This window comes from Jezberella montanilacus (genome assembly GCF_003003055.1).
In the GTDB taxonomy this organism is placed as follows: Bacteria; Pseudomonadota; Gammaproteobacteria; order Burkholderiales; family Burkholderiaceae_B; genus Zwartia; species Zwartia montanilacus.
Genome location: NZ_PVTV01000012.1, coordinates 141471 through 164374, shown reverse-complemented (window position 1 = coordinate 164374; position 22904 = coordinate 141471). Strand labels below are relative to the sequence as shown.

Here is a 22904-nt window from a genome sequence, read left to right as displayed (position 1 = left end):
CTTTAGGCACCGATGTGACGCGATACGAAGGTCGTAGCGATTGGCAACTTAGCCGCGGCAAGGCGGAAAGCCTCACGCGCCAGTTCTTCACTGACTCCTTCCATCTCGTACAACACTTTGCCGGGTTGAATTTCTGCAACCCAATACTCCGGGTTACCTTTACCGTTACCCATACGTACTTCCGCTGGCTTCTGTGAAATTGGCTTGTCAGGGAAGATACGGATCCAGATACGTCCACCACGTTTAATGTGACGGTTGATGGCACGACGGGCTGCCTCGATCTGACGGGCTGTTAAGCGACCACGACCGGTTGCTTTTAAGCCAAACTCACCAAACGAAACGTTCGCACCGCGTGTTGCCAGGCCGGTATTACGGCCCTTCTGCTCTTTACGATATTTCCTGCGTGCTGGTTGCAGCATGCTTATTCTCCTTCAGGCGCGGGTGCGGCGTCAGTCTTGCGGGGCGCACGAGTACGACCGGCAGGACGTGCAACGCGAGCACCTTCTGGCTTGTCGCCACGTGGGGCCCGGCGTGGGCGACGCTCTTCTTCACGAGGAGCGGCGGTTTCAACAGGCACTTCGCCGTTTGCCAAAATATCGCCTTTATAGACCCATACCTTGATGCCAATCACACCGTACGTCGTGTGGGCTTCAGAAGTACCGTAGTCGATATTGGCGCGCAATGTGTGAAGCGGTACACGGCCTTCGCGATACCACTCTGTGCGGGCAATCTCAATGCCGTTCAAACGACCAGCGCTCATAATCTTGATGCCTTGAGCGCCCATACGCATTGCGTTTTGCATGGCTCGCTTCATTGCACGGCGGAACATAATCCGCTTCTCAAGCTGTTGCGAAATCGAATCGGCGATCAATTGCGCGTCTGTTTCAGGCTTGCGTATTTCTTCGATGTTGACGTGCACTGGCACACCCATCAAACGCTGCAAGTCTGATTTCAGACCTTCAATATCTTCTCCACGCTTACCGATCACAACACCAGGACGCGCTGAATAAACAGTGATCCGGGCATTCTTGGCGGGGCGTTCGATAACAACACGGCCAACCGAAGCGGCCTTAAGCTTTCTTTTCAGGTATTCGCGAACACGGATATCGGAAGCAAGCATGCCACCAAAATCTTTATCGTCGGCGAACCATTTTGAGCTCCAATTACGAGTGACCGCAAGACGGAACCCAATCGGGTGAATTTTCTGACCCATCGTGACTCCTTAGGCTCCGACCTTCACAGTAATGTGGCAGGTCTGTTTTTCAATCTGGTTGCCGCGGCCTTTGGCCCTAGCGGAAAAGCGCTTCATCGACTCAGCCTTGTCCACATAAATCGTGGTGACTTTGAGTTCGTCGATATCTGCACCGTCATTGTGCTCAGCATTTGCGATCGCTGATTCAACAGCTTTCTTCAGAATGCCGGCAGCCTTCTTGTTAGTGAAGGTAAGGATGTTCAATGCCTGAGCAACAGACTTACCACGAATCAAATCTGCAACGATTCGGGTCTTTTGCGCAGAGATATGCACCCCACGGATAATGGCTGTGGTTTCCATTTCTTACCTCTTGGCCTTTTTATCGGCTGCGTGACCTTTAAACGTACGGGTCAGCGCAAATTCACCGAGTTTGTGGCCTACCATGTTCTCGTTAACATAAACGGGAACATGCTGACGGCCATTATGCACCGCGATTGTCAACCCGATGAACTCGGGAAGAATCGTGGACCGACGCGACCAGGTTTTGATCGGCTTTTTGCCCTTTTCTGCAACTGCAGCCTCGACCTTCTTGATCAAGTGTGCATCGACGAATGGGCCTTTCTTGACTGAACGTGACATGATTCGCCCTCTTATTTACGCTTGCGGCGCTGGACGATCATATTGCTCGTCCGCTTGTTGCTTCGGGTCTTGTAACCCTTAGCTGGGGTACCCCATGGGCTGACTGGTACGCCACCCTCACCGGTACGACCTTCACCACCACCATGCGGGTGATCGACCGGGTTCATGGCAACGCCACGAACCGTCGGACGGATACCACGCCAACGTACAGCACCAGCTTTACCGATCTGACGCAGGCTGTGTTCTTCATTACCGACTTCACCAATGGTGGCACGGCATTCGATATGAACACGGCGAACCTCACCCGAGCGCAGGCGCACCTGAGCGTAAGTACCTTCGCGAGCCAACAAGACCGCTGAAGCACCGGCTGAACGTGCCATCTGGGCACCTTTACCGGGCATCAATTCGATACAGTGAATCGTTGTACCCACTGGGATATTACGAATAGGCAATGTGTTACCAGCGCGGATCGGTGCTTCAATACCGGAAATCAGTGTCGCACCAACTGCTAGACCACGAGGTGCGATGATATAGCGACGCTCACCATCTGCATAACAAAGCAACGCAATGTGTGCAGTACGGTTTGGGTCGTATTCAAGGCGTTCAACCTTTGCGGGGATACCATCTTTATTGCGACGGAAATCCACAATTCGGTAATGTTGTTTGTGACCACCGCCACGATGACGCACCGTGATGTGACCGTTGTTATTACGGCCAGAACCACGCACCTGCTTTTCGAGCAACGGGGCAAAAGGAGCGCCTTTATGCAAGGTTGGTGTAACAACCTTGAGCATGCCACGCCGACCTGGCGAGGTTGGCTTAACTTTTAATAGAGCCATTTAGTTCACCTCCGCGAGGTTGATTTCCTGGCCGTCTTTCAGCGAGACGTATGCCTTGCGCTCATGACGGCGACGACCCATAAAACGACCAAAGCGTTTAACTTTGCCTTTGCGATTCAACACTTGCACTGAGTCAACTTCTACCTTGAACAGCAGTTCAACGGCAGCTTTAACTTCAGGCTTGGTTGCGTCGGCGATAACGCGGAAAGCGACTTGGTTATTTTGCTCAGCGACCATTGTTGCTTTTTCAGTAACGATGGGTGCCAAAATGATTTGCATTAAACGATCGTTGTTCATCCCAGCATCTCCTCGAGTTGAGCGACAGCCGTTTTCGTGATCAACAATCTCTTGTAATGAATCAGAGACAAAGGATCGGCATAACGCGGCTCGACCACAGCAACGTGTGGCAGGTTGCGCGTCGCGAGGTACACGTTTTCGTCCACTGAATCAGTAATAATCAAAACCGATTCATCCAGACCCATGCTCTTGAGCTTGTCAGCTGCAAGTTTGGTCTTTGGGGACTCTAAGGTGAAAGAATCAACAATAGAAATCCGGTCTTCACGAGCCAACTGTGAAAGGATCGAACGGATACCCGCGCGATACATCTTCTTGTTCACTTTTTGGCTGAAGTTCTCTTCTGGTGAATTCGGGAAAATCCGACCACCGCCACGCCACAGTGGCGAGGATGTCATACCAGCACGGGCGCGCCCTGTGCCTTTTTGACGGAAGGGCTTCTTCGTTGAGTGATGCACTTCGGCACGATCTTTCTGTGCGCGGTTGCCTGAACGAGCGTTAGTCTGAAACGCAATGACGATCTGGTGGACAAGTGCTTCATTGAAATCGCGGCCAAATATCGTGTCTGGCGCAGCAAAGGTAGATGAAGATTGGCCTTGATCATTTAGGAGCTTGATATCCATGACTTAGGCTCCTTTTTTAGCTGGGGCCTTGATGGCCGGACGCACAATGATGTCGCCGCCTGCGTAGCCAGGCACAGCGCCCTTGACCATCAGAAGACCACGCTCAGCGTCAACACGGACAACATCGAGGTTTTGAACGGTGCGCGTATCATCACCCAGGTGACCAGACATGCGCTTACCAGGAAAAATACGGCCAGGATCCTGAGCTTGACCAATCGAACCAGGTACGCGATGTGAACGGCTGTTACCGTGCGACGCGCGCTGCGATCCAAAGTGGTGACGCTTGATCGTGCCAGCGAAACCTTTACCAATCGTGGTACCGGTGACGTCGACCTGTTGGCCAGCCTCGAAGACGCTCTCAACTGCGACCACGCTACCAAGCGTGAACTCAGCTGCGCGAGCTGGATCGAGACGAAATTCTTTTAAGATGCTGCCAGCTTCTACGCCAGCTTTAGCGTAATGGCCTGTTTGTGGCTTGGCTACACGTGAGGCGCGTCGTGTGCCGTAAGCGACTTGAACAGAGGCATAGCCATCAGAATCAAGTGACTTAACTTGTGTGACGCGATTGTTCGATACATCCAGCACTGTCACGGGGATGGACTCGCCATCTTCCGTAAAAATACGGGTCATACCGACCTTACGGCCCACCAGCCCTAGCCGATGCGCGGCAGGCGTGGTTGTCGATTTCGACATGGTTTTTCTCCGGGGTTGGGCCCCAATTCCCGACTTCGATTGGTCGGGGCTGATAAAACCCAGCTTTCGCTGGGCGCTCATATACTGCACGAACTTTTGTGACCTATTACCGAGGGCCAACAGTTCTTTTGTGGTGTCAAAGCGTACCTGCTATTACAGCTTTCGCTGCATTTTCACAGATAAGCCTTGTATTCTAGCACTAATTTTTTGAACGTGACAAGCAGTTGCTAACACAACTGCTTGTTAAACAACATTTTTATTGCAATGCAATCTCAACGTCGACACCTGCAGGCAAGTCGAGGCGCATTAGCGCGTCAACCGTTTTGTCAGTAGGATCAACGATATCCATCAAGCGCTGATGAGTACGGATTTCGAACTGGTCACGAGATGTCTTGTTGACGTGTGGCGAACGCAATACGTCATAACGACGAATACGTGTAGGCAGCGGGACAGGACCACGAACCACCGCACCGGTACGCTTTGCAGTGTCAACGATTTCAGCAGCCGACTGGTCAATTAATTTGTAATCAAAAGCTTTGAGACGGATGCGGATTTTTTGATTTTTCATGACGGTTCCAAAAGAGCGATAAAGAACAATTTTTTACAGGCACTGCTCAGCATACAGTCTGGCCAGAACCTGTCTGACCAGAACGAGCCCTGAGTTACTTCAGAATTTTCGCAACGACGCCGGCGCCAACGGTACGGCCACCTTCGCGGATAGCGAAACGCAGACCTTCTTCCATTGCGATCGGGTTGATCAACTTCACAACCATCGAGACGTTATCGCCTGGCAGAACCATTTCTTTATCTGCTGGCAATTCAATCGTGCCGGTCACATCAGTCGTACGGAAGTAGAACTGTGGGCGATAGCCTTGGAAGAAGGGGGTATGACGACCGCCTTCGTCTTTCGACAGAATGTACACCTCGGCGGTGAAGTCTGTGTGTGGCTTGATCGAACCAGGCTTGGCCAGTACTTGGCCACGCTCGACTTCTTCACGCTTGGTGCCGCGCAACAGGATACCGACGTTATCGCCCGCCTGACCTTGGTCAAGCAGTTTGCGGAACATCTCAACGCCCGTGCAAGTCGTCTTCAGTGTGTCGTGGATACCGACGATCTCAATCTCTTCGCCGACTTTAACGATACCGCGCTCGATACGACCGGTCACCACGGTGCCACGGCCCGAGATCGAGAACACGTCTTCAACGGGCATGAGGAACGCACCGTCAACCGCGCGCTCTGGCGTCGGAATGTATGAATCCAGCGCATCGGCCAATGCCATGATGGCTTGTTCGCCCAGTGGGCCAGTGTCGCCTTCAAGTGCCAACTTGGCTGAACCCTTAACGATTGGTGTGTCATCGCCTGGGAATTCGTATTTAGAAAGCAGCTCACGCACTTCCATCTCGACGAGTTCGAGCAACTCTTCATCATCAACCATGTCAGCCTTGTTCAGGAACACGATGATGTAAGGCACGCCCACCTGGCGTGACAGCAGAATGTGCTCGCGCGTCTGGGGCATTGGGCCGTCAGCAGCGGACACGACCAGAATCGCGCCGTCCATCTGTGCGGCACCGGTGATCATGTTCTTGATGTAGTCGGCGTGGCCTGGGCAATCAACGTGGGCGTAGTGACGGGTAGCCGTCTCGTACTCAACGTGAGCCGTGTTAATCGTAATACCGCGAGCACGCTCTTCAGGTGCTGCATCGATCTGCGCATAACCTTTTGCTTCGCCGCCAAATTTCTTCGACAGAACCGTTGTGATCGCTGCGGTCAGTGTGGTCTTGCCGTGGTCAACGTGGCCGATTGTGCCGACGTTTACGTGGGGCTTGGTACGTTCGAACTTTTCTTTTGCCATGATTTTTCCTCTAACTAATTATTTACCACGTGCCGCGATGATTTCATCGGCAACGTTTTTGGGAGCTTCGGAATAATGCTTGAATTCCATCGTGTAGGTTGCACGGCCTTGCGTCAATGAACGCAGGTTTGTCGAGTAACCAAACATCTCAGCCAAAGGCACTTCGGCTTTGATGATTTTGCCGCCACCAACGATGTCATCCATACCTTGCAACATGCCACGACGTGAGGACAAATCGCCCATCACGGTACCGGCATAATCTTCAGGTGTTTCGACTTCGACGGCCATCATTGGCTCAAGCAAGACGGGGCTGGCTTTACGCATGCCGTCTTTGAACGCCATTGAGGCTGCCATACGGAAGGCGTTTTCATTCGAGTCAACGTCGTGATACGAACCGAAGAACAGCGTAGCCTTAACGTCCACGACTGGATAGCCAGCCAAAATACCTGCTGGAAGCGTTTCTTCGATACCTTTGTTGACCGCAGGGATGTATTCGCGGGGAACAACACCACCTTTAATTGCATCGACGAATTCGTAGCCGCCGCCTGGAGGCAAGGGCTCAAGCTTCAGCACAACGTGACCATATTGACCACGACCGCCTGATTGCTTGACAAATTTACCTTCGATTTCTTCACACACTTTGCGAATGGTTTCGCGATAGGCAACCTGTGGCTTACCCACGTTAGCTTCTACGCTGAACTCACGCTTCATGCGATCAACAATGATCTCAAGGTGCAACTCGCCCATACCAGAAATGATGGTCTGACCAGATTCTTCATCTGTGCGTACGCGGAAGGAAGGATCTTCTTGCGCCAAACGGGACAACGCCAGACCCATTCTTTCTTGGTCAGCCTTAGTCTTTGGTTCGACTGCCTGTGAAATCACTGGCTCAGGGAAAATCATCCGCTCAAGCATGATGTGTGCATCAATATCGCACAGTGTTTCACCTGTTGTGACGTCTTTGAGACCAACAACGGCGGCGATATCACCAGCAACCACTTCTTTAATTTCTTCGCGATTGTTAGCGTGCATCTGCAAAATACGACCGATACGCTCTTTTTTACCTTTAATCGGGTTGTAAATCGTATCGCCAGACTTCAACACACCTGAATACACACGAACGAAAGTCAGCTGACCAACATAGGGGTCAGTCATCAGCTTAAATGCCAAAGCTGAGAATTTCTCTGTATCTTCGGCTTTACGGCTCGTTGCTGTACCGTCGTCAAGTTCGCCCTTGACCGGTGGGATATCCACTGGCGACGGCAAGTATTCGATCACAGCATCCAACATACGCTGAACGCCTTTGTTTTTAAACGCAGTGCCACACAACATGGGCTGAATTTCGCCAGCGATCGTGCGTGTCCGCAAACCGAGCTGGATTTCCGCTTCGGTTAGCGCGCCGGTTTCGAGGTACTTATCCATCAGCTCTTCTGATGACTCGGCCGCGGCTTCGACCATCTTTTCATGCCATTCATTTGCTGAATCCACGAGTTCAGCGGGAATCTCACCGTATGAAAACTTGATACCTTGGCTAGCTTCATCCCAGATGATTGCTTTCATCTTAACGAGATCAACCACGCCTTGAAAGTTTTCTTCAGCACCAATTGGTATAACCACTGGTATGGGATTAGCACGCAGGCGAGTCTTCAACTGATCGTAGACCTTGAAGAAGTTCGCACCAGTACGATCCATCTTATTAACAAATGAGAGACGGGGTACTTTGTACTTGTTTGCCTGACGCCATACAGTTTCGGACTGAGGCTGAACACCGCCTACAGCACAATAAACCATGCATGCGCCGTCAAGCACGCGCATTGAACGCTCTACTTCAATCGTAAAGTCAACGTGGCCGGGGGTGTCAATCACATTGATACGATGCTCGGGATATTGAGCACCCATACCGCTCCAGAAAGCGGTAGTCGCCGCTGACGTGATGGTAATGCCGCGCTCTTGCTCTTGCTCCATCCAGTCCATGGTGGCTGCGCCATCATGCACTTCGCCAATCTTATGATTGACACCGGTATAGAACAAAATTCGCTCTGTGGTTGTGGTCTTCCCTGCGTCAATGTGGGCAGAGATACCGATGTTGCGGTAGCGCTCGATCGGAGTTTTACGGGCCATGGTTGAGTCCTTAGATTACCAACGGAAATGACTGAATGCTTTGTTAGCATCCGCCATCTTGTGCGTATCATCGCGTTTTTTCATGGCTGCACCGCGGCCTTCAGCTGCATCAAGCAGTTCGCCAGCCAAGCGCAGATCCATTGATTTCTCACCGCGTTTTTTTGCAGCTTCACGCAACCAGCGCATAGCCAGTGCCAAACGACGAACCGGGCGAACTTCGACCGGTACTTGATAATTGGCACCACCCACACGGCGGCTTTTTACTTCGACTATTGGCTTGATGTTGTTAATTGCCAAGTTGAAGACTTCGATTGGCTCTTTGCCAGTCTTGACTTGAACTTGTTCGAGCGCACCGTAGACAATACGCTCAGCAACGGCTTTTTTACCTGACAACATCACAACGTTCATAAATTTTGCGAGCTCGACACTGCCGAATTTTGGATCGGGCAGAATGTCACGCTTGGGAACTTCACGACGACGGGGCATTTCAATTCCTTGTGTCTATTCAGTTGAGCCTCAGCTTTGCTGTGCCCTAAAGGAGCCATCATGGCTACTTACTTACGATTCCTGATTATGACCATCACAATCAGTTGCACTACTACTGTGTACCATTACTGCAATACAAATTTGTTACCGCGAAAGATGCTTAGCCTTTAGCTTGTTTCGGACGCTTGGCGCCGTACTTGGAGCGAGACTGCTTACGATCTTTAACGCCTTGCAAATCGAGCGAACCACGAACAATGTGGTAGCGCACACCAGGCAAGTCTTTTACACGACCGCCGCGCACCAGCACGACCGAGTGTTCTTGCAGGTTATGGCCTTCACCACCGATGTACGAAATAATTTCAAACCCATTGGTCAGACGCACTTTGGCGACTTTACGCAAGGCGGAGTTTGGCTTTTTAGGAGTGGTGGTGTACACACGTGTACAAACACCGCGTCGCTGAGGGCAATTTTCGAGCGCTGGGCTCTTGCTCTTTGTGACGCTGACTTCGCGCGGTTTACGCACGAGTTGGCTAATGGTTGGCATGACCTTCTTTCCCTTTTATCTCTGATTTCGCGCTGTCTACGGCGCTTGACCAGAATTCCCGTTCCTGGGCTGCTCGCGCAAACCCACTTAGACACGGAAAACCGTAAAAGAGCGGGTATTGCTTAAAAACCAGACCCTTCGGCAAGCCCAGAGCTACCGTGATCTGCACTAAATTATTTAATGTTAGCCATAAAAATGACTAAGCCCACTAGCATATCGCAAAATGACTACTAATGTCAACCTTGAGATTGTCACAACTGCGGGTGTTACAAAGACCAAGCAAGCAAAAAAGTCGCTCTGTCGGGTAAAAAAGACCAAGAGGTGTACGCTCTTGGCCTTTTTAATTTCCTACTAGCGACGTCGGTTACCCGTTGGTATCCTCAGACTCGTCAAAGATGGCAAGTGGTGGTGCATCTTCGAATGGGTTGAGCAACTGACGGGCGGCTTCGCGTTCTGCTGCCTCGATAGCCTCTTTCTCTTTGCGTGCCACATGGTATGCCATGCCCGTGCCCGCAGGAATCAGACGGCCCACGATGACGTTTTCTTTCAGACCACGGAGGTCATCGCGCTTGCCCATAATGGCAGCCTCGGTAAGCACTCGGGTAGTTTCCTGGAAAGACGCCGCAGAGATAAACGAATCCGTCGACAACGAAGCCTTCGTGATGCCCAGAAGAATATTGTCGTACGTGGCTGGACGTTTACCGTCAGCGACAGCACGATCATTCTCGTTGAGCAGCTCAGCACGCTCGACTTGTTCACCCTGGATAAACGAAGTATCGCCATTGTCGACAATATTGATACGGCGCAACATCTGACGAACAATCACTTCGATATGCTTATCGTTGATCTTCACACCCTGTAAACGGTACACGTCTTGAACTTCATCGACCACGTAGGTGGCTAGACGCTCAATACCTTGTAAGCGCAGAATGTCATGAGGATCAGCAGGGCCATCAACGATCATCTCACCTTTGTTGACAACTTGGCCGTCATGCACCAATACCTGCTTCTCTTTCGGGATCAGGAACTCGTGAGTGATGCCCTCAAGGTCAGTAATGACCAAGCGTTGTTTGCCTTTAGTATCTTTACCGAAGGAGACAGTACCGGTGACTTCGGCAAGCATGCCGGCATCTTTGGGTGAACGCGCCTCGAACAGCTCGGCAACACGCGGGAGACCACCAGTAATATCGCGAGTCTTCTGCGATTCTTGAGGAATACGCGCGAGCACTTCACCCACTTGGGCTTGCTGACCGTCACGAACGGTAATCAATGCACCGACGGGGAACGAGATGTTTACTGAATGATCTGTACCGGCGATTTTGACTTCTTCGCCAGCTTCGCTTATCAGCTTGATCTGAGGACGAAGAGCAATTTTGCCGCCACGTGTTTTCGGCGTGATAACAACCAGTGTGGATAGGCCAGTCACATCGTCTACTTGTCTTGCAACCGTTGCGCCTTCTTCGATATTCTCGAAGCGGACAGAACCTGCATATTCAGAAACGATAGGACGGGTCAATGGATCCCAGGTTGCCAGACGCGCACCGGCCTTCAGTACATCGCCGTCGTTAACTTGTAACGTTGCACCGTATGGCACTTTGTGACGCTCACGTTCACGATCGTTGTCACCAAAGATAACAATTTCGCCTGAGCGGGAGATCGCGACGCGCTCGCCCTTTGGATTCGTCACGTAACGCATGGTGCTGGCAAAGCGCACGACACCATTCGACTTGGTTTCAACGCCACTGGCCATTGCTGAGCGCGATGCTGCACCTCCAATGTGGAAAGTACGCATGGTCAGCTGGGTACCTGGCTCACCGATTGATTGAGCAGCGATCACGCCAACTGCTTCACCAACGTTTACTAAATAACCGCGACCGAGGTCACGACCGTAGCAATGCGCACAAAGGCCATGACGAGTTTCGCAAGTCAAAGGCGTACGAACGCGAACTTCATCAACGCCAAGCTTGTCGATGCTATCGACGAGGTCTTCGTCAAGCAGCGTACCCGCAAAGATTGCTGTTTCTTGTGTGTCAGGGTTGACAATGTCAACTGCGGCCACACGACCAAGAATACGCTCGCGCAATGGTTCGATTACTTCGCCACCCTCAACGAGGGCTTTCATCGAATAACCGTGGGACGTACCGCAGTCGTTTTCAGTAATGACCAGATCTTGCGTCACATCAACCAAACGGCGTGTCAGGTAACCCGAGTTTGCTGTCTTCAGTGCGGTATCGGCAAGACCTTTACGTGCACCGTGTGTTGAGATGAAGTACTGCAACACGTTAAGACCTTCACGGAAGTTAGCTGTAATGGGTGTCTCGATGATTGAGCCGTCTGGCTTAGCCATCAATCCACGCATACCAGCCAACTGGCGAATCTGGGCAGCTGAACCACGCGCGCCTGAGTCGGCCATCATGTAGATGGAATTGAAAGACTCCTGGCGAACGTTGTCACCATGCCGATCAACCACTGGCTCGGTGGCAAGTTGCTCCATCATGGCCTTGCCGACTTTATCGCCAGCCTTGCCCCAGATATCCACAACGTTGTTGTAGCGCTCTTGAGATGTCACCAGACCAGACGAATACTGCTTGTCGATCTCTTTAACCTCACGGCTCGCTTCAGCCAAGATATCGACCTTGACTGGAGGGATCAACATATCGCCCATAGCGATAGAAATACCGCCACGCGTTGCTAGACGGAAACCCGACTGCATCAGTTTGTCAGCGAAGATGACCGTATCGCGCAGACCACAGCGACGGAAGGACTGGTTAATCAAACGTGAAATTTCTTTCTTTTTCAGGGCGCGATTCAAGACCGAGAAAGGAAGACCTTTCGGCAGAATTTCAGAAAGCAGGGCGCGTCCAACGGTTGTTTCAACGCGCTGAATGCCTTGCTCGAATTCATTTTTGCCAACACGCGTGTACTCAGGCAAACGCACGGTGATACGTGTTTGCAAAGTAACTTCACGGTTATCGTAAGCGCGTTGAACTTCCGCGACGTCGGCAAAGAACATGCCTTCGCCTTTGCCGTTGATACGCTCGCGAGTCGCGTAGTACAAGCCCAGCACGATATCTTGTGACGGAACGATCGACGGTTCGCCGTTAGCGGGGAACAACACGTTGTTCGATGCAAGCATCAGCGTGCGTGCTTCCATCTGCGCTTCGAGCGACAGAGGGACGTGGACCGCCATCTGGTCACCGTCGAAGTCAGCGTTAAAGGCCGCGCAAACGAGTGGATGCAGCTGGATTGCCTTGCCTTCGATCAGAACTGGTTCAAAGGCCTGAATACCAAGACGGTGCAGGGTTGGCGCACGGTTGAGCATGACCGGATGTTCGCGAATCACGTCTTCGAGAATATCCCACACCACTGGCTCTTGGCTTTCTACAAGCTTTTTAGCTGCTTTGATCGTCGTGGCTAAACCCATCAGTTCCAGACGATTGAAAATGAAAGGCTTGAACAACTCGAGTGCCATTAACTTTGGCAGACCGCACTGGTGCAGTTTGAGTTGTGGACCGACCACAATCACCGAACGACCCGAATAGTCAACGCGCTTACCAAGCAAGTTCTGACGGAAGCGACCGCTCTTACCTTTAATCATATCGGCAAGTGACTTCAGTTGCCGCTTGTTAGCACCAGTCATCGCTTTACCACGACGGCCGTTATCCAACAGAGAGTCAACAGACTCTTGCAACATGCGCTTTTCGTTACGCAAGATGATTTCTGGGGCTTTCAACTCTAACAAGCGCTTGAGACGATTGTTGCGGTTAATAACGCGACGATAGAGATCGTTCAAGTCTGAGGTAGCAAAACGACCACCATCCAGAGGAACCAGCGGACGCAAATCCGGTGGCAGCACTGGCAAGACTTCCATCACCATCCACTCGGCTTTGATACCAGATTTCTGAAAACCCTCAAGCACTTTCAGGCGCTTGGATATTTTCTTAATCTTGGCTTCGGACGAGGTTGCGCGAAGTTCGCCGCGCAGTGTTTCAACTTCGCGATCGATATCGATAGTACGAAGCAATTCACGAACAGCTTCTGCACCCATCAGGGCACGGAAATCGTCGCCATACTCTTCGGTCTTAGCAATGAAATCATCATCTGACATGATTTGACCACGCTTGAGCGGGGTCATTCCTGGCTCGATGACGCACCATGCTTCGAAGTAAAGCACGCGCTCGATGTCGCGCAAGGTCATGTCGAGAACCATGCCTAAACGGGAAGGCAGGCTCTTCAAGAACCAGATGTGCGCAACTGGGCTGGCGAGTTCGATATGGCCCATGCGCTCTCGGCGCACTTTGGCCACGGTCACTTCAACGCCGCACTTCTCACAAATCACACCACGGTGCTTGAGACGTTTATATTTGCCGCACAAACATTCGTAGTCCTTGATGGGACCAAAAATCTTCGAGCAAAACAAACCATCACGCTCAGGCTTAAACGTGCGGTAGTTGATAGTCTCTGGCTTACGAACTTCACCGTAAGACCATGAGCGGATCTTTTCGGGCGACGCAATGCCAATTTTGATGGCATCGAACTGTTCGTCTTGGGAGACTTGCTTAAATAAGTCGAGTAGCGCTTTCATTATTTACGCTCCAGATCCATGTCGAGGGCCAAGGAACGGATTTCCTTAACCAACACGTTGAACGATTCAGGCATGCCTGCGTCGATCGTGTGGTCGCCCTTAACAATGTTTTCATAAACCTTAGTACGACCAGTGATGTCATCGGACTTCACCGTCAACATTTCCTGCAACGTGTAAGACGCGCCATAAGCCTCAAGTGCCCACACCTCCATCTCACCAAAACGCTGACCACCGAACTGAGCCTTACCACCCAGCGGTTGCTGAGTAACAAGCGAATACGGTCCCGTTGAACGGGCATGCATCTTGTCATCCACCAAGTGGTGCAGTTTCAGATAGTGCATGTAGCCAACCGTTACAGGGCGCTCGAATTGCTCACCAGTACGGCCGTCATAGAGCCACGCTTGCGTGCGGCTTTCTGTCAAGCCCATGCGGTCTGCAACATCTTGTGGATAAGCAAACTCGAGCATGCCAGTGATTTCTGCTTCGGTCGCACCGTCAAAGACGGGGGTCGCAAATGGAACGCCATTACGCAGGTTTTGAGCCAGTTCAATGACTTCGTCGTCATTCAACTCGTCAAGGCGAGCACCTGTGCCCGTGCTGTTGTAGATCTTTTCAAGGAAAGTCCGAATCTTTTTGACTTCTACTTTCTGTTGATCACGCAGCATTTCACCGATGCGATGACCCAGACCTTTTGCAGCCCAGCCCAGATGGACCTCTAGCACCTGTCCGACGTTCATCCGTGATGGAACGCCCAAAGGATTCAACACGATATCCGCTGGGGTACCGTCTGCCATATGGGGCATGTCTTCTACTGGAGTGATACGCGAAACAACACCTTTGTTACCATGACGACCTGCCATCTTGTCACCAGGCTGCAAGCGACGCTTAACGGCCAAGTAAACTTTGATCATCTTCAACACACCGGGTGGCAATTCGTCGCCCTGGGTGAGCTTCTTACGCTTTTCTTCAAACGCGAGATCAAATTGATGACGTTTCTGTTCGAGTGAATCCTTAGCTTGTTCGAGGACAACCGCATTAGCCTCATCGGCCAAGCGAATGTCGAACCACTGCCAGCGATCCATGTCGACTAGATACTCTGCCGTAATGCTTGCGCCTTTAGCTAACTTTTTAGGGCCGCCATTGACCACTTTATTAACAAGCATTTTTTCGATACGGTCAAACGTGTCGTTCTCGACGATACGCAACTGATCGTTCAAATCCTGGCGATAGCGACGCAGTTCATCATCAATGATGGATTGCGCGCGCTTGTCACGCACGATACCTTCACGCGTGAACACCTGAACATCAATCACCGTACCGACCATGCCTGAGGGCACGCGCAGCGAGGTGTCTTTAACGTCGGATGCTTTTTCACCAAAAATCGCACGAAGCAGTTTCTCTTCGGGGGTCAGTTGTGTTTCACCTTTAGGTGTCACTTTACCGACTAACACATCATCCGCACGAACTTCGGCGCCAATATGCACAATGCCTGAATCATCCAGACGATTGAGCTGTGTTTCAGCCAAGTTGCTGATGTCCCGTGTGATTTCTTCAGGGCCCAGTTTGGTATCACGAGCAACGACCGTCAGCTCTTCGATGTGGATCGAAGTGTAGCGATCATCAGCAACAACTTTTTCAGAGATCAAAATCGAATCTTCGAAGTTGTAACCGTTCCAGGGCATGAAGGCGATTAACATGTTCTGACCAAGGGCTAATTCGCCCAAGTCAGTTGATGCGCCATCAGCAAGGACGTCACCAGCAGCCACGACATCACCGCGACGCACGATAGGGCGTTGGTTGATGTTGGTATTCTGGTTGGAACGCGTGTACTTGATCAGGTTGTAGATATCAACGCCAACTTCGCCTGCCACATTCTCGCTATCGTTCACACGAATCACGATACGGTCAGCATCAACGTGGTCGACTAAACCACCGCGCAATGCTTGAACGGTCGTGCCTGAGTCAACAGCAACCGTGCGCTCAACGCCTGTGCCAACGACTGGCTTTTCGGGACGCAAGCAAGGAACTGCCTGACGTTGCATGTTTGCACCCATCAAGGCGCGGTTCGCGTCATCGTGCTCAAGGAAGGGGATCAATGATGCGGCGACAGAAACGATTTGCGAAGGCGCAACGTCCATATAGTTAACATTCGCTGGCGACGTCAGCAAGGTTTCACCAGCTTGACGGCAAGCCACCAGCTCGTCGGTGAATTTGCCGCTTTCGCTGAGCTCTGCGTTAGCCTGGGCGATAATGTAATTACCCTCAGCAATCGCCGACAGGTAATCAATCTGATCAGTTACCGAACCGTCTACAACTTTACGATAAGGTGTTTCAAGGAAGCCATACTCGTTCAAACGAGCGAACAGCGCCATTGAATTAATCAGACCGATGTTTGGACCTTCAGGGGTCTCAATCGGACAGACACGACCGTAATGCGTCGGATGCACGTCACGAACCTCGAAACCGGCACGTTCACGGGTCAAGCCGCCAGGTCCCAAGGCCGATACACGACGCTTGTGCGTGATCTCGGACAATGGATTGGTTTGATCCATAAATTGCGATAATTGGCTTGAGCCGAAGAACTCTTTGATCGCAGCCGAAATAGGCTTGGAGTTGATCAAATCGTGTGGCATCAGATTTTCAGTTTCGGCTTGACCGAGACGCTCTTTGACTGCGCGCTCAACGCGGACTAATCCGGCCCGGAACTGATTTTCTGCCAACTCACCAACGCAACGCACGCGACGATTACCCAGGTGATCAATATCATCGATCTGGCCACGGCCGTTACGCAATTCGACGAGGATCTTGATTGTTTCGAGAATATCGTCATTGGTCAGCGTCATTGCGCCAGTGATGTCATCACCGCGACCCAAACGGCTGTTTACTTTCATGCGACCTACGCGAGACAAATCATAAGTGTCTTCGCTGTAGAACAAGCGCTGGAACAGCGCCTCAACTGCATCTTCCGTTGGTGGTTCACCAGGGCGCATCATGCGGTAGATAGCAACCCGTGCGGCCAGCTGATCCCCGGTTTCATCCGTGCGAAGCGTTTGTGAGATGAAGGGACCGCGATCAAGATCATTCGTGAATAAGGTTTTTATCTTACTTACACCAGCAATCCGCAGCGTGTTCAGGGTTGATTCTGAAATTTCTTCGTTCGCCGAGGCAACGACTTCGCCAGTATCCACATCAACGATATTTGTGGCCAGTACGCGCCCAATCAAAAAGTCTTCGGGGACCGATACTCTTTCGATTTTCGCTGCAGCAGCATCGCGCAGGTGCTTAGCATTAATGCGCTTGTCTTTTTCGATAAGCACTTTGCCTGACTTATCAGAAATATCGAAACGCGCGACTTCGCCTTTCCAGCGATCGCCGATGAACTCCATCATTGCGCCTTCAGATTGAAGTTCGAACTCATCGAACTCAAAGAATTGGGACAATATAGTTTCAGGCGTCATGCCAATTGCTTTCAGCAGAATCGTTACCGGCATTTTGCGGCGACGATCCACACGGAAGAACAGCAGATCTTTCGGATCAAACTCGAAATCCAGCCATGAGCCCCGGTAAGGAATAACCCGTGCAGAAAATAGCAGTTTGCCCGAACTATGCGTTTTGCCGCGGTCGTGTTCGAAGAACACGCCTGGCGAACGATGCAGCTGCGACACAATGACGCGCTCAGTGCCATTGATGACAAAAGAGCCAGTGCTGGTCATGAGCGGAATTTCGCCCATGTAGACTTCCTGCTCTTTGATTTCTTTTACTGTGGGTTTACTAATCTCACGATCAAGCAGGACAAGGCGTACCTTGGCGCGCAATGGCGAGGCATAGTTCAACCCACGTAGCTGACACTCTTTGACGTCGAACACGGGTTCACCCAGCGAGTAGCTGACGAACTCGAGTCGCGCCATATTGTTATGGCTAACGATCGGGAAGATCGAATTGAAAGCCGCCTGCAAACCTTGCTCTTTACGAGCGTTCGCGGCAAGTTCGGCTTGCAAAAAGGTTAAATAGGATTGCAGTTGAGTCGCCAGGAGAAAAGGAACGTTTTGAACGTCCTCACGCTTGGCGAAGCTTTTGCGGATGCGCTTTTTTTCGGTAAACGAGTAAGGCATTGGCACTCCGACTCGAGGTTACAAAGGCCGTCAAACCACGGCCACGGGCTTATAAATATCTGTACTAGCACTACTTTCTACGACTTCAGAAAACCCTTCTGCTCTGTAGAGCCAAGCCCCGCTGAGGGGTTTTCTGAAAGCGCAAACGCCCGGGATAGCCTATTGGCGCACCCGGGCGACACTGGCAAGGCTTACTTCAATTCAGCCTTAGCGCCAGCTTCTTCAAGCTTCTTCTTGGCGGCTTCAGCGTCAGCTTTAGCCATGCCTTCTTTAACTGGCTTTGGTGTTGCATCAACCAGATCTTTAGCTTCTTTCAAGCCAAGACCAGTGATTTCACGAACGGCCTTAATGACGCTAACTTTGTTTGCGCCAATTTCGGTGAGGTGAACAGTAAACTCTGTTTGCTCTTCAGCAACAGCGGCAGCACCACCAGCAGCAGGTGCTGCGACAGCAACAGCAGCGGCAGCGGCAGACACGCCAAACTTCTCTTCCATTTCTTTGATCAGTTCTGAGAGTTCCAGAACGGTCATTGCCGAGATGGCATCAAGGATTTCAGCTTTAGTAGCCATTGTTAATACTCCAGATTAAATAAATTGCCAGGGGTTGGTATCGCTTTTGTCTTCAATGAAGTCCAACAGACTTATGCAGCCTCTTTCTGATCGCGCACAGCTGCTAGGCCACGCACAAACTTGGTTGGAATTTCATTGAGGGTACGGACGAACGTTGCGATCGGTGCTTGCATGGTGCCAAGCAATTTCGACAACAATTCTTCGCGTGAAGGCATCGTGGCCAAAGCCTTAACGCCTTCGGCATCAAATACGCTGTTGGGCAATGCCCCAGCTTTGATGACGAGCTTATCGTTGGTTTTCGAAAATGCAGATAACACTTTTGCAGCGGCGACCGGATCTACACTGATTCCATAAATCAATGGACCGGTAAGCTTATCGGACAACCCTTCGAAAGGTGTGCCAGAAATAGCCCGGCGTGCCAACGAGTTTTTAAGGACTCGCAAGTACACACCCGATTCACGCGCAGTTTTACGCAGTACGGTGACAGAGGCGACGTCCAGACCACGGTACTCTGCAACGACGATCGATTGAGCGGCTGCGACCTGGGTCGTAACTTCCTCGATGACAATTGCCTTCTCTTGACGATTGAGACTCACGGTTTGAACACTCCATCATAAGATGCCTGGGATAATTCCCTTGCATCAACCGAATGCGGCGAACCTGGACGAAATCTAATAGAAATCTTCCGTGGACGCCGTCTAGGCTGGATCCAGAAACAACCTGGGATTAAGTGTCAGTTACAAGGACAGAGAATTCCATCGCCGCAACATCGACTCCAACCGTCTTTGACAGCAACATTCGGATAAATCCGAATGCAGCCCAAAGCCTTTACATATTGACGATTACTGTTGGGTAGCCGTCAACGAAGCCACTTCGACACGAGCACCGCCGCCCATCGTGGACGACACTGCCAGCTTACGAAGGTAAATACCTTTTGCTGCTGACGGGCGAGCTTTGTTCAAAGCATCGACCAAAGCGGCTAAATTGGTTCTCAGTTGTTCAACGTCGAACGATGCGCGACCAATTGTTGCGTGAACAATACCGGCTTTATCAGTACGGTATTGAACCTGACCAGCTTTGGCGTTTTTAACTGCTTGCGCCACATCCGGGGTCACCGTACCAACTTTTGGGTTAGGCATCAGACCGCGCGGACCGAGGATCTGACCCAGCGTACCAACGATACGCATCGTATCTGGTGAAGCGATAACCACGTCAAAGTTAAACGTGCCGCCTTTGATTTGTTCGGCCAGGTCTTCCATACCAACAATGTCAGCACCGGCAGCTTTAGCTTGTTCAGCCTTGTCACCCTGTGCGAAAACCGCTACGCGAACTGACTTACCTGTACCTGCTGGCAACACGACAGAACCACGAACCAACTGATCAGACTTCTTAGGGTCGATACCAAGTTGCACGGCGATGTCGATTGACTCGTTAAACTTTGCCGTTGCACACTCTTTAACAAGGGCAATTGCCTCAGTAACCGGGTAAAACTTTTCACGATCGATTTTGCCGGCAACAAGAGCCATGCGTTTTGAAAGCTTTGCCATGATTAGACTCCCTCTACCGTGATGCCCATACTGCGGGCGCTACCAGCGATCGTACGGACCGCAGCGTCAAGATCAGCAGCTGTTAGGTCAGGCGCTTTCGCCTTCGCGATTTCTTCAGCTTGAGCACGAGTCAACTTACCGACTTTATCGGTATGTGGGGTGGCAGAACCCTTTTGAATCCCTGCAGCTTTCTTGATCAAGATAGTCGCCGGAGGCGTCTTCATGATGAAAGTGAAGCTCTTGTCTGCAAACGCGGTGATCACGACAGGAATGGGCAGACCTGGCTCCAAGCCCTGGGTCTTGGCATTAAATGCCTTGCAGAATTCCATGATGTTCAAACCGCGCTGACCCAAAGCTGGACCAATCGGTGGTGAAGGATTAGCTTTACCAGCTGGCACTTGCAGCTTGATGAAGCCTATGATTTTTTTCGCCATGCTTTACTCCTAGTGGGTTCAAGCGCCTAAAGTTAATTAGGCTCCCCGGGTTTAATCAGGTCTTTTCGACCTGACTGAAATCAAGCTCAACTGGTGTTGAGCGTCCAAAAATTGCTACTGAAACACGTACTTTGCTCTTCTCGTAATTCACTTCTTCAACGTTGCCATTGAAATCGGCAAATGGGCCTTCTTTAACACGTATCATTTCGCCCACTTCAAACAAGACTTTGGGACGTGGTTTCTCGATACCCTCTTCCATCTGAGACAGAATCTTCGCAACTTCCTTTTCGGATATTGGCGAAGGACGGTTACCCGATCCACCAAGAAAGCCCGTGACACGAGGGGTGTTCTTAATAACGTGCCAACTTTCGTCGGTCAGTTCCATTTCGACGAGAACATAACCAGGAAATATCCGACGTTCACTAATTGACTTTTGACCATTCTTCGATTCAACCACCTCTTCAGAGGGAACCAGAATCTGACCAAAAGCATCTTGCAAGCCTGCGCGCTCAATGCGCTCAACCATTGCTTTGTGAACACTTTTTTCCATGCCGGAATAGACATGAACAACATACCAACGTTTGCTCATCGATCGCCTTTATTATTTCCAGCCAAGCAAGACACTAAACAGCACCCACTCAACAGTTCGGTCGAGAATCCACAGAAACAAACCCATTACTGCGACAAAGGCAAAAACGATGCCTGTCATCTGCATGGTTTCTTTCCGAGTAGGCCAAGAAACGCGCTTGACCTCATTGTAGGAATCCTGACCGAACGCAATGGTACGTCGTCCGGGTTCGCTCGACCACGCTATTAGCGCGGCAATTATTAAACTCACAACGAACACACCCACGCGCGCAACCGCTGGCCACTTGCCTTCAAACATTGAGAAGGCAACGATACCCGCGATGACCACTAAAACTGATAATGCCAGTTTGATGCGGTCGGTGCTGCTGGTTACTGACTCGACTGATGTATTCGACATTTTCTTTTTGTGTTAACACAAGTAGTGCGATTAACACTGTTTATTGGCTGTGGCAGGGGCGGAGGGCCTCGAACCCCCAACCTTCGGTTTTGGAGACCGACACTCTGCCAATTGAGCTACGCCCCTGTACCAGTACTGCTAAACAAGTCACAAACCTTTTCAGGTTCGTGCCCCTTACTGATTTTTACTTCAGAATTTTCGCAACGACGCCGGCGCCAACGGTACGGCCACCTTCGCGGATAGCGAAACGCAGACCTTCTTCCATTGCGATCGGGTTGATCAACTTCACAACCATCGAGACGTTATCGCCTGGCAGAACCATTTCTTTATCTGCTGGCAATTCAATCGTGCCGGTCACATCAGTCGTACGGAAGTAGAACTGTGGGCGATAGCCTTGGAAGAAGGGGGTATGACGACCGCCTTCGTCTTTCGACAGAATGTACACCTCGGCGGTGAAGTCTGTGTGTGGCTTGATCGAACCAGGCTTGGCCAGTACTTGGCCACGCTCGACTTCTTCACGCTTGGTGCCGCGCAACAGGATACCGACGTTATCGCCCGCCTGACCTTGGTCAAGCAGTTTGCGGAACATCTCAACGCCCGTGCAAGTCGTCTTCAGTGTGTCGTGGATACCGACGATCTCAATCTCTTCGCCGACTTTAACGATACCGCGCTCGATACGACCGGTCACCACGGTGCCACGGCCCGAGATCGAGAACACGTCTTCAACGGGCATGAGGAACGCACCGTCAACCGCGCGCTCTGGCGTCGGAATGTATGAATCCAGCGCATCGGCCAATGCCATGATGGCTTGTTCGCCCAGTGGGCCAGTGTCGCCTTCAAGTGCCAACTTGGCTGAACCCTTAACGATTGGTGTGTCATCGCCTGGGAATTCGTATTTAGAAAGCAGCTCACGCACTTCCATCTCGACGAGTTCGAGCAACTCTTCATCATCAACCATGTCAGCCTTGTTCAGGAACACGATGATGTAAGGCACGCCCACCTGGCGTGACAGCAGAATGTGCTCGCGCGTCTGGGGCATTGGGCCGTCGGCAGCGGACACGACCAGAATCGCGCCGTCCATCTGTGCGGCACCGGTGATCATGTTCTTGATGTAGTCGGCGTGGCCTGGGCAATCAACGTGGGCGTAGTGACGGGTAGCCGTCTCGTACTCAACGTGAGCCGTGTTAATCGTAATACCGCGAGCACGCTCTTCAGGTGCTGCATCGATCTGCGCATAACCTTTTGCTTCGCCGCCAAATTTCTTCGACAGAACCGTTGTGATCGCTGCGGTCAGTGTGGTCTTGCCGTGGTCAACGTGGCCGATTGTGCCGACGTTTACGTGGGGCTTGGTACGTTCGAACTTTTCTTTTGCCATGGCAGACTCCTGA

At 51.4% G+C, this 22904-nt stretch carries 22 protein-coding genes and 1 tRNA gene; all 23 read right to left on the bottom strand.

Annotation, left to right across the window (positions count from 1 at the left end; translation table 11 throughout):
* Window positions 1-2: 2 nt before the first annotated feature.
* A complete protein-coding gene (gene rplP, locus BCM14_RS06605; RefSeq protein WP_106227217.1) occupies window positions 3-419 on the bottom strand; it encodes a 50S ribosomal protein L16 in 417 nt (138 codons plus the stop codon).
* Window positions 420-421: 2 nt separating this feature from the next.
* Window positions 422-1213 carry a 30S ribosomal protein S3 gene (gene rpsC / locus BCM14_RS06600; RefSeq protein WP_106227216.1) on the bottom strand — a complete coding sequence of 264 codons (792 nt, stop codon included), beginning with the start codon at window positions 1211-1213 and terminating at the stop codon, window positions 422-424.
* Window positions 1214-1222: 9 nt separating this feature from the next.
* On the bottom strand, window positions 1223-1552 hold the full coding sequence (gene rplV / locus BCM14_RS06595) for a 50S ribosomal protein L22 (RefSeq protein WP_106227215.1): 330 nt from the start codon (window positions 1550-1552) through the stop codon (window positions 1223-1225).
* Between the two features lie 3 nt (window positions 1553-1555).
* Window positions 1556-1831, bottom strand: a complete 276-nt coding sequence (rpsS, locus tag BCM14_RS06590) for a 30S ribosomal protein S19 (protein WP_106227214.1) — start codon at window positions 1829-1831, stop codon at window positions 1556-1558.
* 11 nt (window positions 1832-1842) lie between these two features.
* Window positions 1843-2670, bottom strand: coding sequence for a 50S ribosomal protein L2 (gene rplB, locus BCM14_RS06585; protein WP_106227213.1), 828 nt, complete (start codon window positions 2668-2670; stop codon window positions 1843-1845).
* Window positions 2671-2967, bottom strand: a complete 297-nt coding sequence (rplW, locus tag BCM14_RS06580; protein WP_106227212.1) for a 50S ribosomal protein L23 — start codon at window positions 2965-2967, stop codon at window positions 2671-2673.
* Entirely contained in the window at window positions 2964-3587 is a 624-nt protein-coding gene (rplD, locus tag BCM14_RS06575; protein WP_106227211.1) for a 50S ribosomal protein L4, read from the bottom strand. Before rplD ends, rplW begins: the two co-directional genes overlap by 4 nt.
* Window positions 3588-3590: 3 nt before the next feature.
* Window positions 3591-4280, bottom strand: a complete 690-nt coding sequence (gene rplC, locus BCM14_RS06570; RefSeq protein WP_106227210.1) for a 50S ribosomal protein L3 — start codon at window positions 4278-4280, stop codon at window positions 3591-3593.
* 256 nt (window positions 4281-4536) lie between these two features.
* Window positions 4537-4848: a 30S ribosomal protein S10 gene (gene rpsJ / locus BCM14_RS06565; protein ID WP_003806903.1), complete on the bottom strand. Its 312-nt coding sequence runs from the start codon at window positions 4846-4848 to the stop codon at window positions 4537-4539.
* A 94-nt stretch (window positions 4849-4942) separates the two neighbouring features.
* Entirely contained in the window at window positions 4943-6133 is a 1191-nt protein-coding gene (tuf, locus tag BCM14_RS06560) for an elongation factor Tu (RefSeq protein ID WP_106227197.1), read from the bottom strand.
* A gap of 18 nt (window positions 6134-6151) precedes the next feature.
* Complete coding sequence (gene fusA, locus BCM14_RS06555; protein ID WP_106227209.1) at window positions 6152-8254, bottom strand: elongation factor G; 2103 nt, start codon at window positions 8252-8254, stop codon at window positions 6152-6154.
* A gap of 15 nt (window positions 8255-8269) precedes the next feature.
* Window positions 8270-8740: a 30S ribosomal protein S7 gene (gene rpsG, locus BCM14_RS06550; protein ID WP_106227208.1), complete on the bottom strand. Its 471-nt coding sequence runs from the start codon at window positions 8738-8740 to the stop codon at window positions 8270-8272.
* Between the two features lie 160 nt (window positions 8741-8900).
* On the bottom strand, window positions 8901-9284 hold the full coding sequence (gene rpsL / locus BCM14_RS06545; protein WP_106227207.1) for a 30S ribosomal protein S12: 384 nt from the start codon (window positions 9282-9284) through the stop codon (window positions 8901-8903).
* Window positions 9285-9648: 364 nt separating this feature from the next.
* A complete protein-coding gene (gene rpoC / locus BCM14_RS06535) occupies window positions 9649-13869 on the bottom strand; it encodes a DNA-directed RNA polymerase subunit beta' (RefSeq protein ID WP_106227205.1) in 4221 nt (1406 codons plus the stop codon).
* Complete coding sequence (gene rpoB / locus BCM14_RS06530; protein ID WP_106227204.1) at window positions 13869-17981, bottom strand: DNA-directed RNA polymerase subunit beta; 4113 nt, start codon at window positions 17979-17981, stop codon at window positions 13869-13871. The genes rpoC and rpoB overlap by 1 nt, the downstream gene beginning before the upstream one ends.
* Window positions 17982-18172: 191 nt before the next feature.
* Window positions 18173-18550, bottom strand: a complete 378-nt coding sequence (rplL, locus tag BCM14_RS06525) for a 50S ribosomal protein L7/L12 (RefSeq protein WP_106227203.1) — start codon at window positions 18548-18550, stop codon at window positions 18173-18175.
* 71 nt (window positions 18551-18621) lie between these two features.
* A complete protein-coding gene (rplJ, locus tag BCM14_RS06520; protein ID WP_106227202.1) occupies window positions 18622-19146 on the bottom strand; it encodes a 50S ribosomal protein L10 in 525 nt (174 codons plus the stop codon).
* A gap of 246 nt (window positions 19147-19392) precedes the next feature.
* On the bottom strand, window positions 19393-20097 hold the full coding sequence (rplA, locus tag BCM14_RS06515; protein WP_106227201.1) for a 50S ribosomal protein L1: 705 nt from the start codon (window positions 20095-20097) through the stop codon (window positions 19393-19395).
* A gap of 2 nt (window positions 20098-20099) precedes the next feature.
* A complete protein-coding gene (rplK, locus tag BCM14_RS06510) occupies window positions 20100-20531 on the bottom strand; it encodes a 50S ribosomal protein L11 (RefSeq protein WP_106227200.1) in 432 nt (143 codons plus the stop codon).
* A gap of 55 nt (window positions 20532-20586) precedes the next feature.
* Window positions 20587-21120: a transcription termination/antitermination protein NusG gene (gene nusG, locus BCM14_RS06505; RefSeq protein WP_106227199.1), complete on the bottom strand. Its 534-nt coding sequence runs from the start codon at window positions 21118-21120 to the stop codon at window positions 20587-20589.
* A 12-nt stretch (window positions 21121-21132) separates the two neighbouring features.
* A complete protein-coding gene (gene secE / locus BCM14_RS06500) occupies window positions 21133-21516 on the bottom strand; it encodes a preprotein translocase subunit SecE (protein WP_106227198.1) in 384 nt (127 codons plus the stop codon).
* Between the two features lie 50 nt (window positions 21517-21566).
* Window positions 21567-21642: transfer RNA gene (locus tag BCM14_RS06495), tRNA-Trp, on the bottom strand.
* A 58-nt stretch (window positions 21643-21700) separates the two neighbouring features.
* A complete protein-coding gene (tuf, locus tag BCM14_RS06490) occupies window positions 21701-22891 on the bottom strand; it encodes an elongation factor Tu (RefSeq protein ID WP_106227197.1) in 1191 nt (396 codons plus the stop codon).
* Between the last annotated feature and the right edge of the window lie 13 nt (window positions 22892-22904).

What these genes read in the sequence shown, in the direction of transcription:
- nusG (WP_106227199.1), bottom strand. Translation starts at nt 21,120, where the DNA reads ATGAGCAAACGTTGGTATGTTGTTCATGTCTATTCCGGCATGGAAAAA.
- rplB (WP_106227213.1), bottom strand. Translation starts at nt 2,670, where the DNA reads ATGGCTCTATTAAAAGTTAAGCCAACCTCGCCAGGTCGGCGTGGCATG.
- rplC (WP_106227210.1), bottom strand. Translation starts at nt 4,280, where the DNA reads ATGTCGAAATCGACAACCACGCCTGCCGCGCATCGGCTAGGGCTGGTG.
- secE (WP_106227198.1), bottom strand. Translation starts at nt 21,516, where the DNA reads ATGTCGAATACATCAGTCGAGTCAGTAACCAGCAGCACCGACCGCATC.
- rpsC (WP_106227216.1), bottom strand. Translation starts at nt 1,213, where the DNA reads ATGGGTCAGAAAATTCACCCGATTGGGTTCCGTCTTGCGGTCACTCGT.
- rplP (WP_106227217.1), bottom strand. Translation starts at nt 419, where the DNA reads ATGCTGCAACCAGCACGCAGGAAATATCGTAAAGAGCAGAAGGGCCGT.
- rpsL (WP_106227207.1), bottom strand. Translation starts at nt 9,284, where the DNA reads ATGCCAACCATTAGCCAACTCGTGCGTAAACCGCGCGAAGTCAGCGTC.
- rpoC (WP_106227205.1), bottom strand. Translation starts at nt 13,869, where the DNA reads ATGAAAGCGCTACTCGACTTATTTAAGCAAGTCTCCCAAGACGAACAG.
- rpsJ (WP_003806903.1), bottom strand. Translation starts at nt 4,848, where the DNA reads ATGAAAAATCAAAAAATCCGCATCCGTCTCAAAGCTTTTGATTACAAA.
- tuf (WP_106227197.1), bottom strand. Translation starts at nt 6,133, where the DNA reads ATGGCAAAAGAAAAGTTCGAACGTACCAAGCCCCACGTAAACGTCGGC.
- rplV (WP_106227215.1), bottom strand. Translation starts at nt 1,552, where the DNA reads ATGGAAACCACAGCCATTATCCGTGGGGTGCATATCTCTGCGCAAAAG.
- fusA (WP_106227209.1), bottom strand. Translation starts at nt 8,254, where the DNA reads ATGGCCCGTAAAACTCCGATCGAGCGCTACCGCAACATCGGTATCTCT.
- rplL (WP_106227203.1), bottom strand. Translation starts at nt 18,550, where the DNA reads ATGGCTACTAAAGCTGAAATCCTTGATGCCATCTCGGCAATGACCGTT.
- rpoB (WP_106227204.1), bottom strand. Translation starts at nt 17,981, where the DNA reads ATGCCTTACTCGTTTACCGAAAAAAAGCGCATCCGCAAAAGCTTCGCC.
- rplW (WP_106227212.1), bottom strand. Translation starts at nt 2,967, where the DNA reads ATGAACAACGATCGTTTAATGCAAATCATTTTGGCACCCATCGTTACT.
- rplK (WP_106227200.1), bottom strand. Translation starts at nt 20,531, where the DNA reads ATGGCGAAAAAAATCATAGGCTTCATCAAGCTGCAAGTGCCAGCTGGT.
- rplA (WP_106227201.1), bottom strand. Translation starts at nt 20,097, where the DNA reads ATGGCAAAGCTTTCAAAACGCATGGCTCTTGTTGCCGGCAAAATCGAT.
- tuf (WP_106227197.1), bottom strand. Translation starts at nt 22,891, where the DNA reads ATGGCAAAAGAAAAGTTCGAACGTACCAAGCCCCACGTAAACGTCGGC.
- rplD (WP_106227211.1), bottom strand. Translation starts at nt 3,587, where the DNA reads ATGGATATCAAGCTCCTAAATGATCAAGGCCAATCTTCATCTACCTTT.
- rpsS (WP_106227214.1), bottom strand. Translation starts at nt 1,831, where the DNA reads ATGTCACGTTCAGTCAAGAAAGGCCCATTCGTCGATGCACACTTGATC.
- rpsG (WP_106227208.1), bottom strand. Translation starts at nt 8,740, where the DNA reads ATGCCCCGTCGTCGTGAAGTTCCCAAGCGTGACATTCTGCCCGATCCA.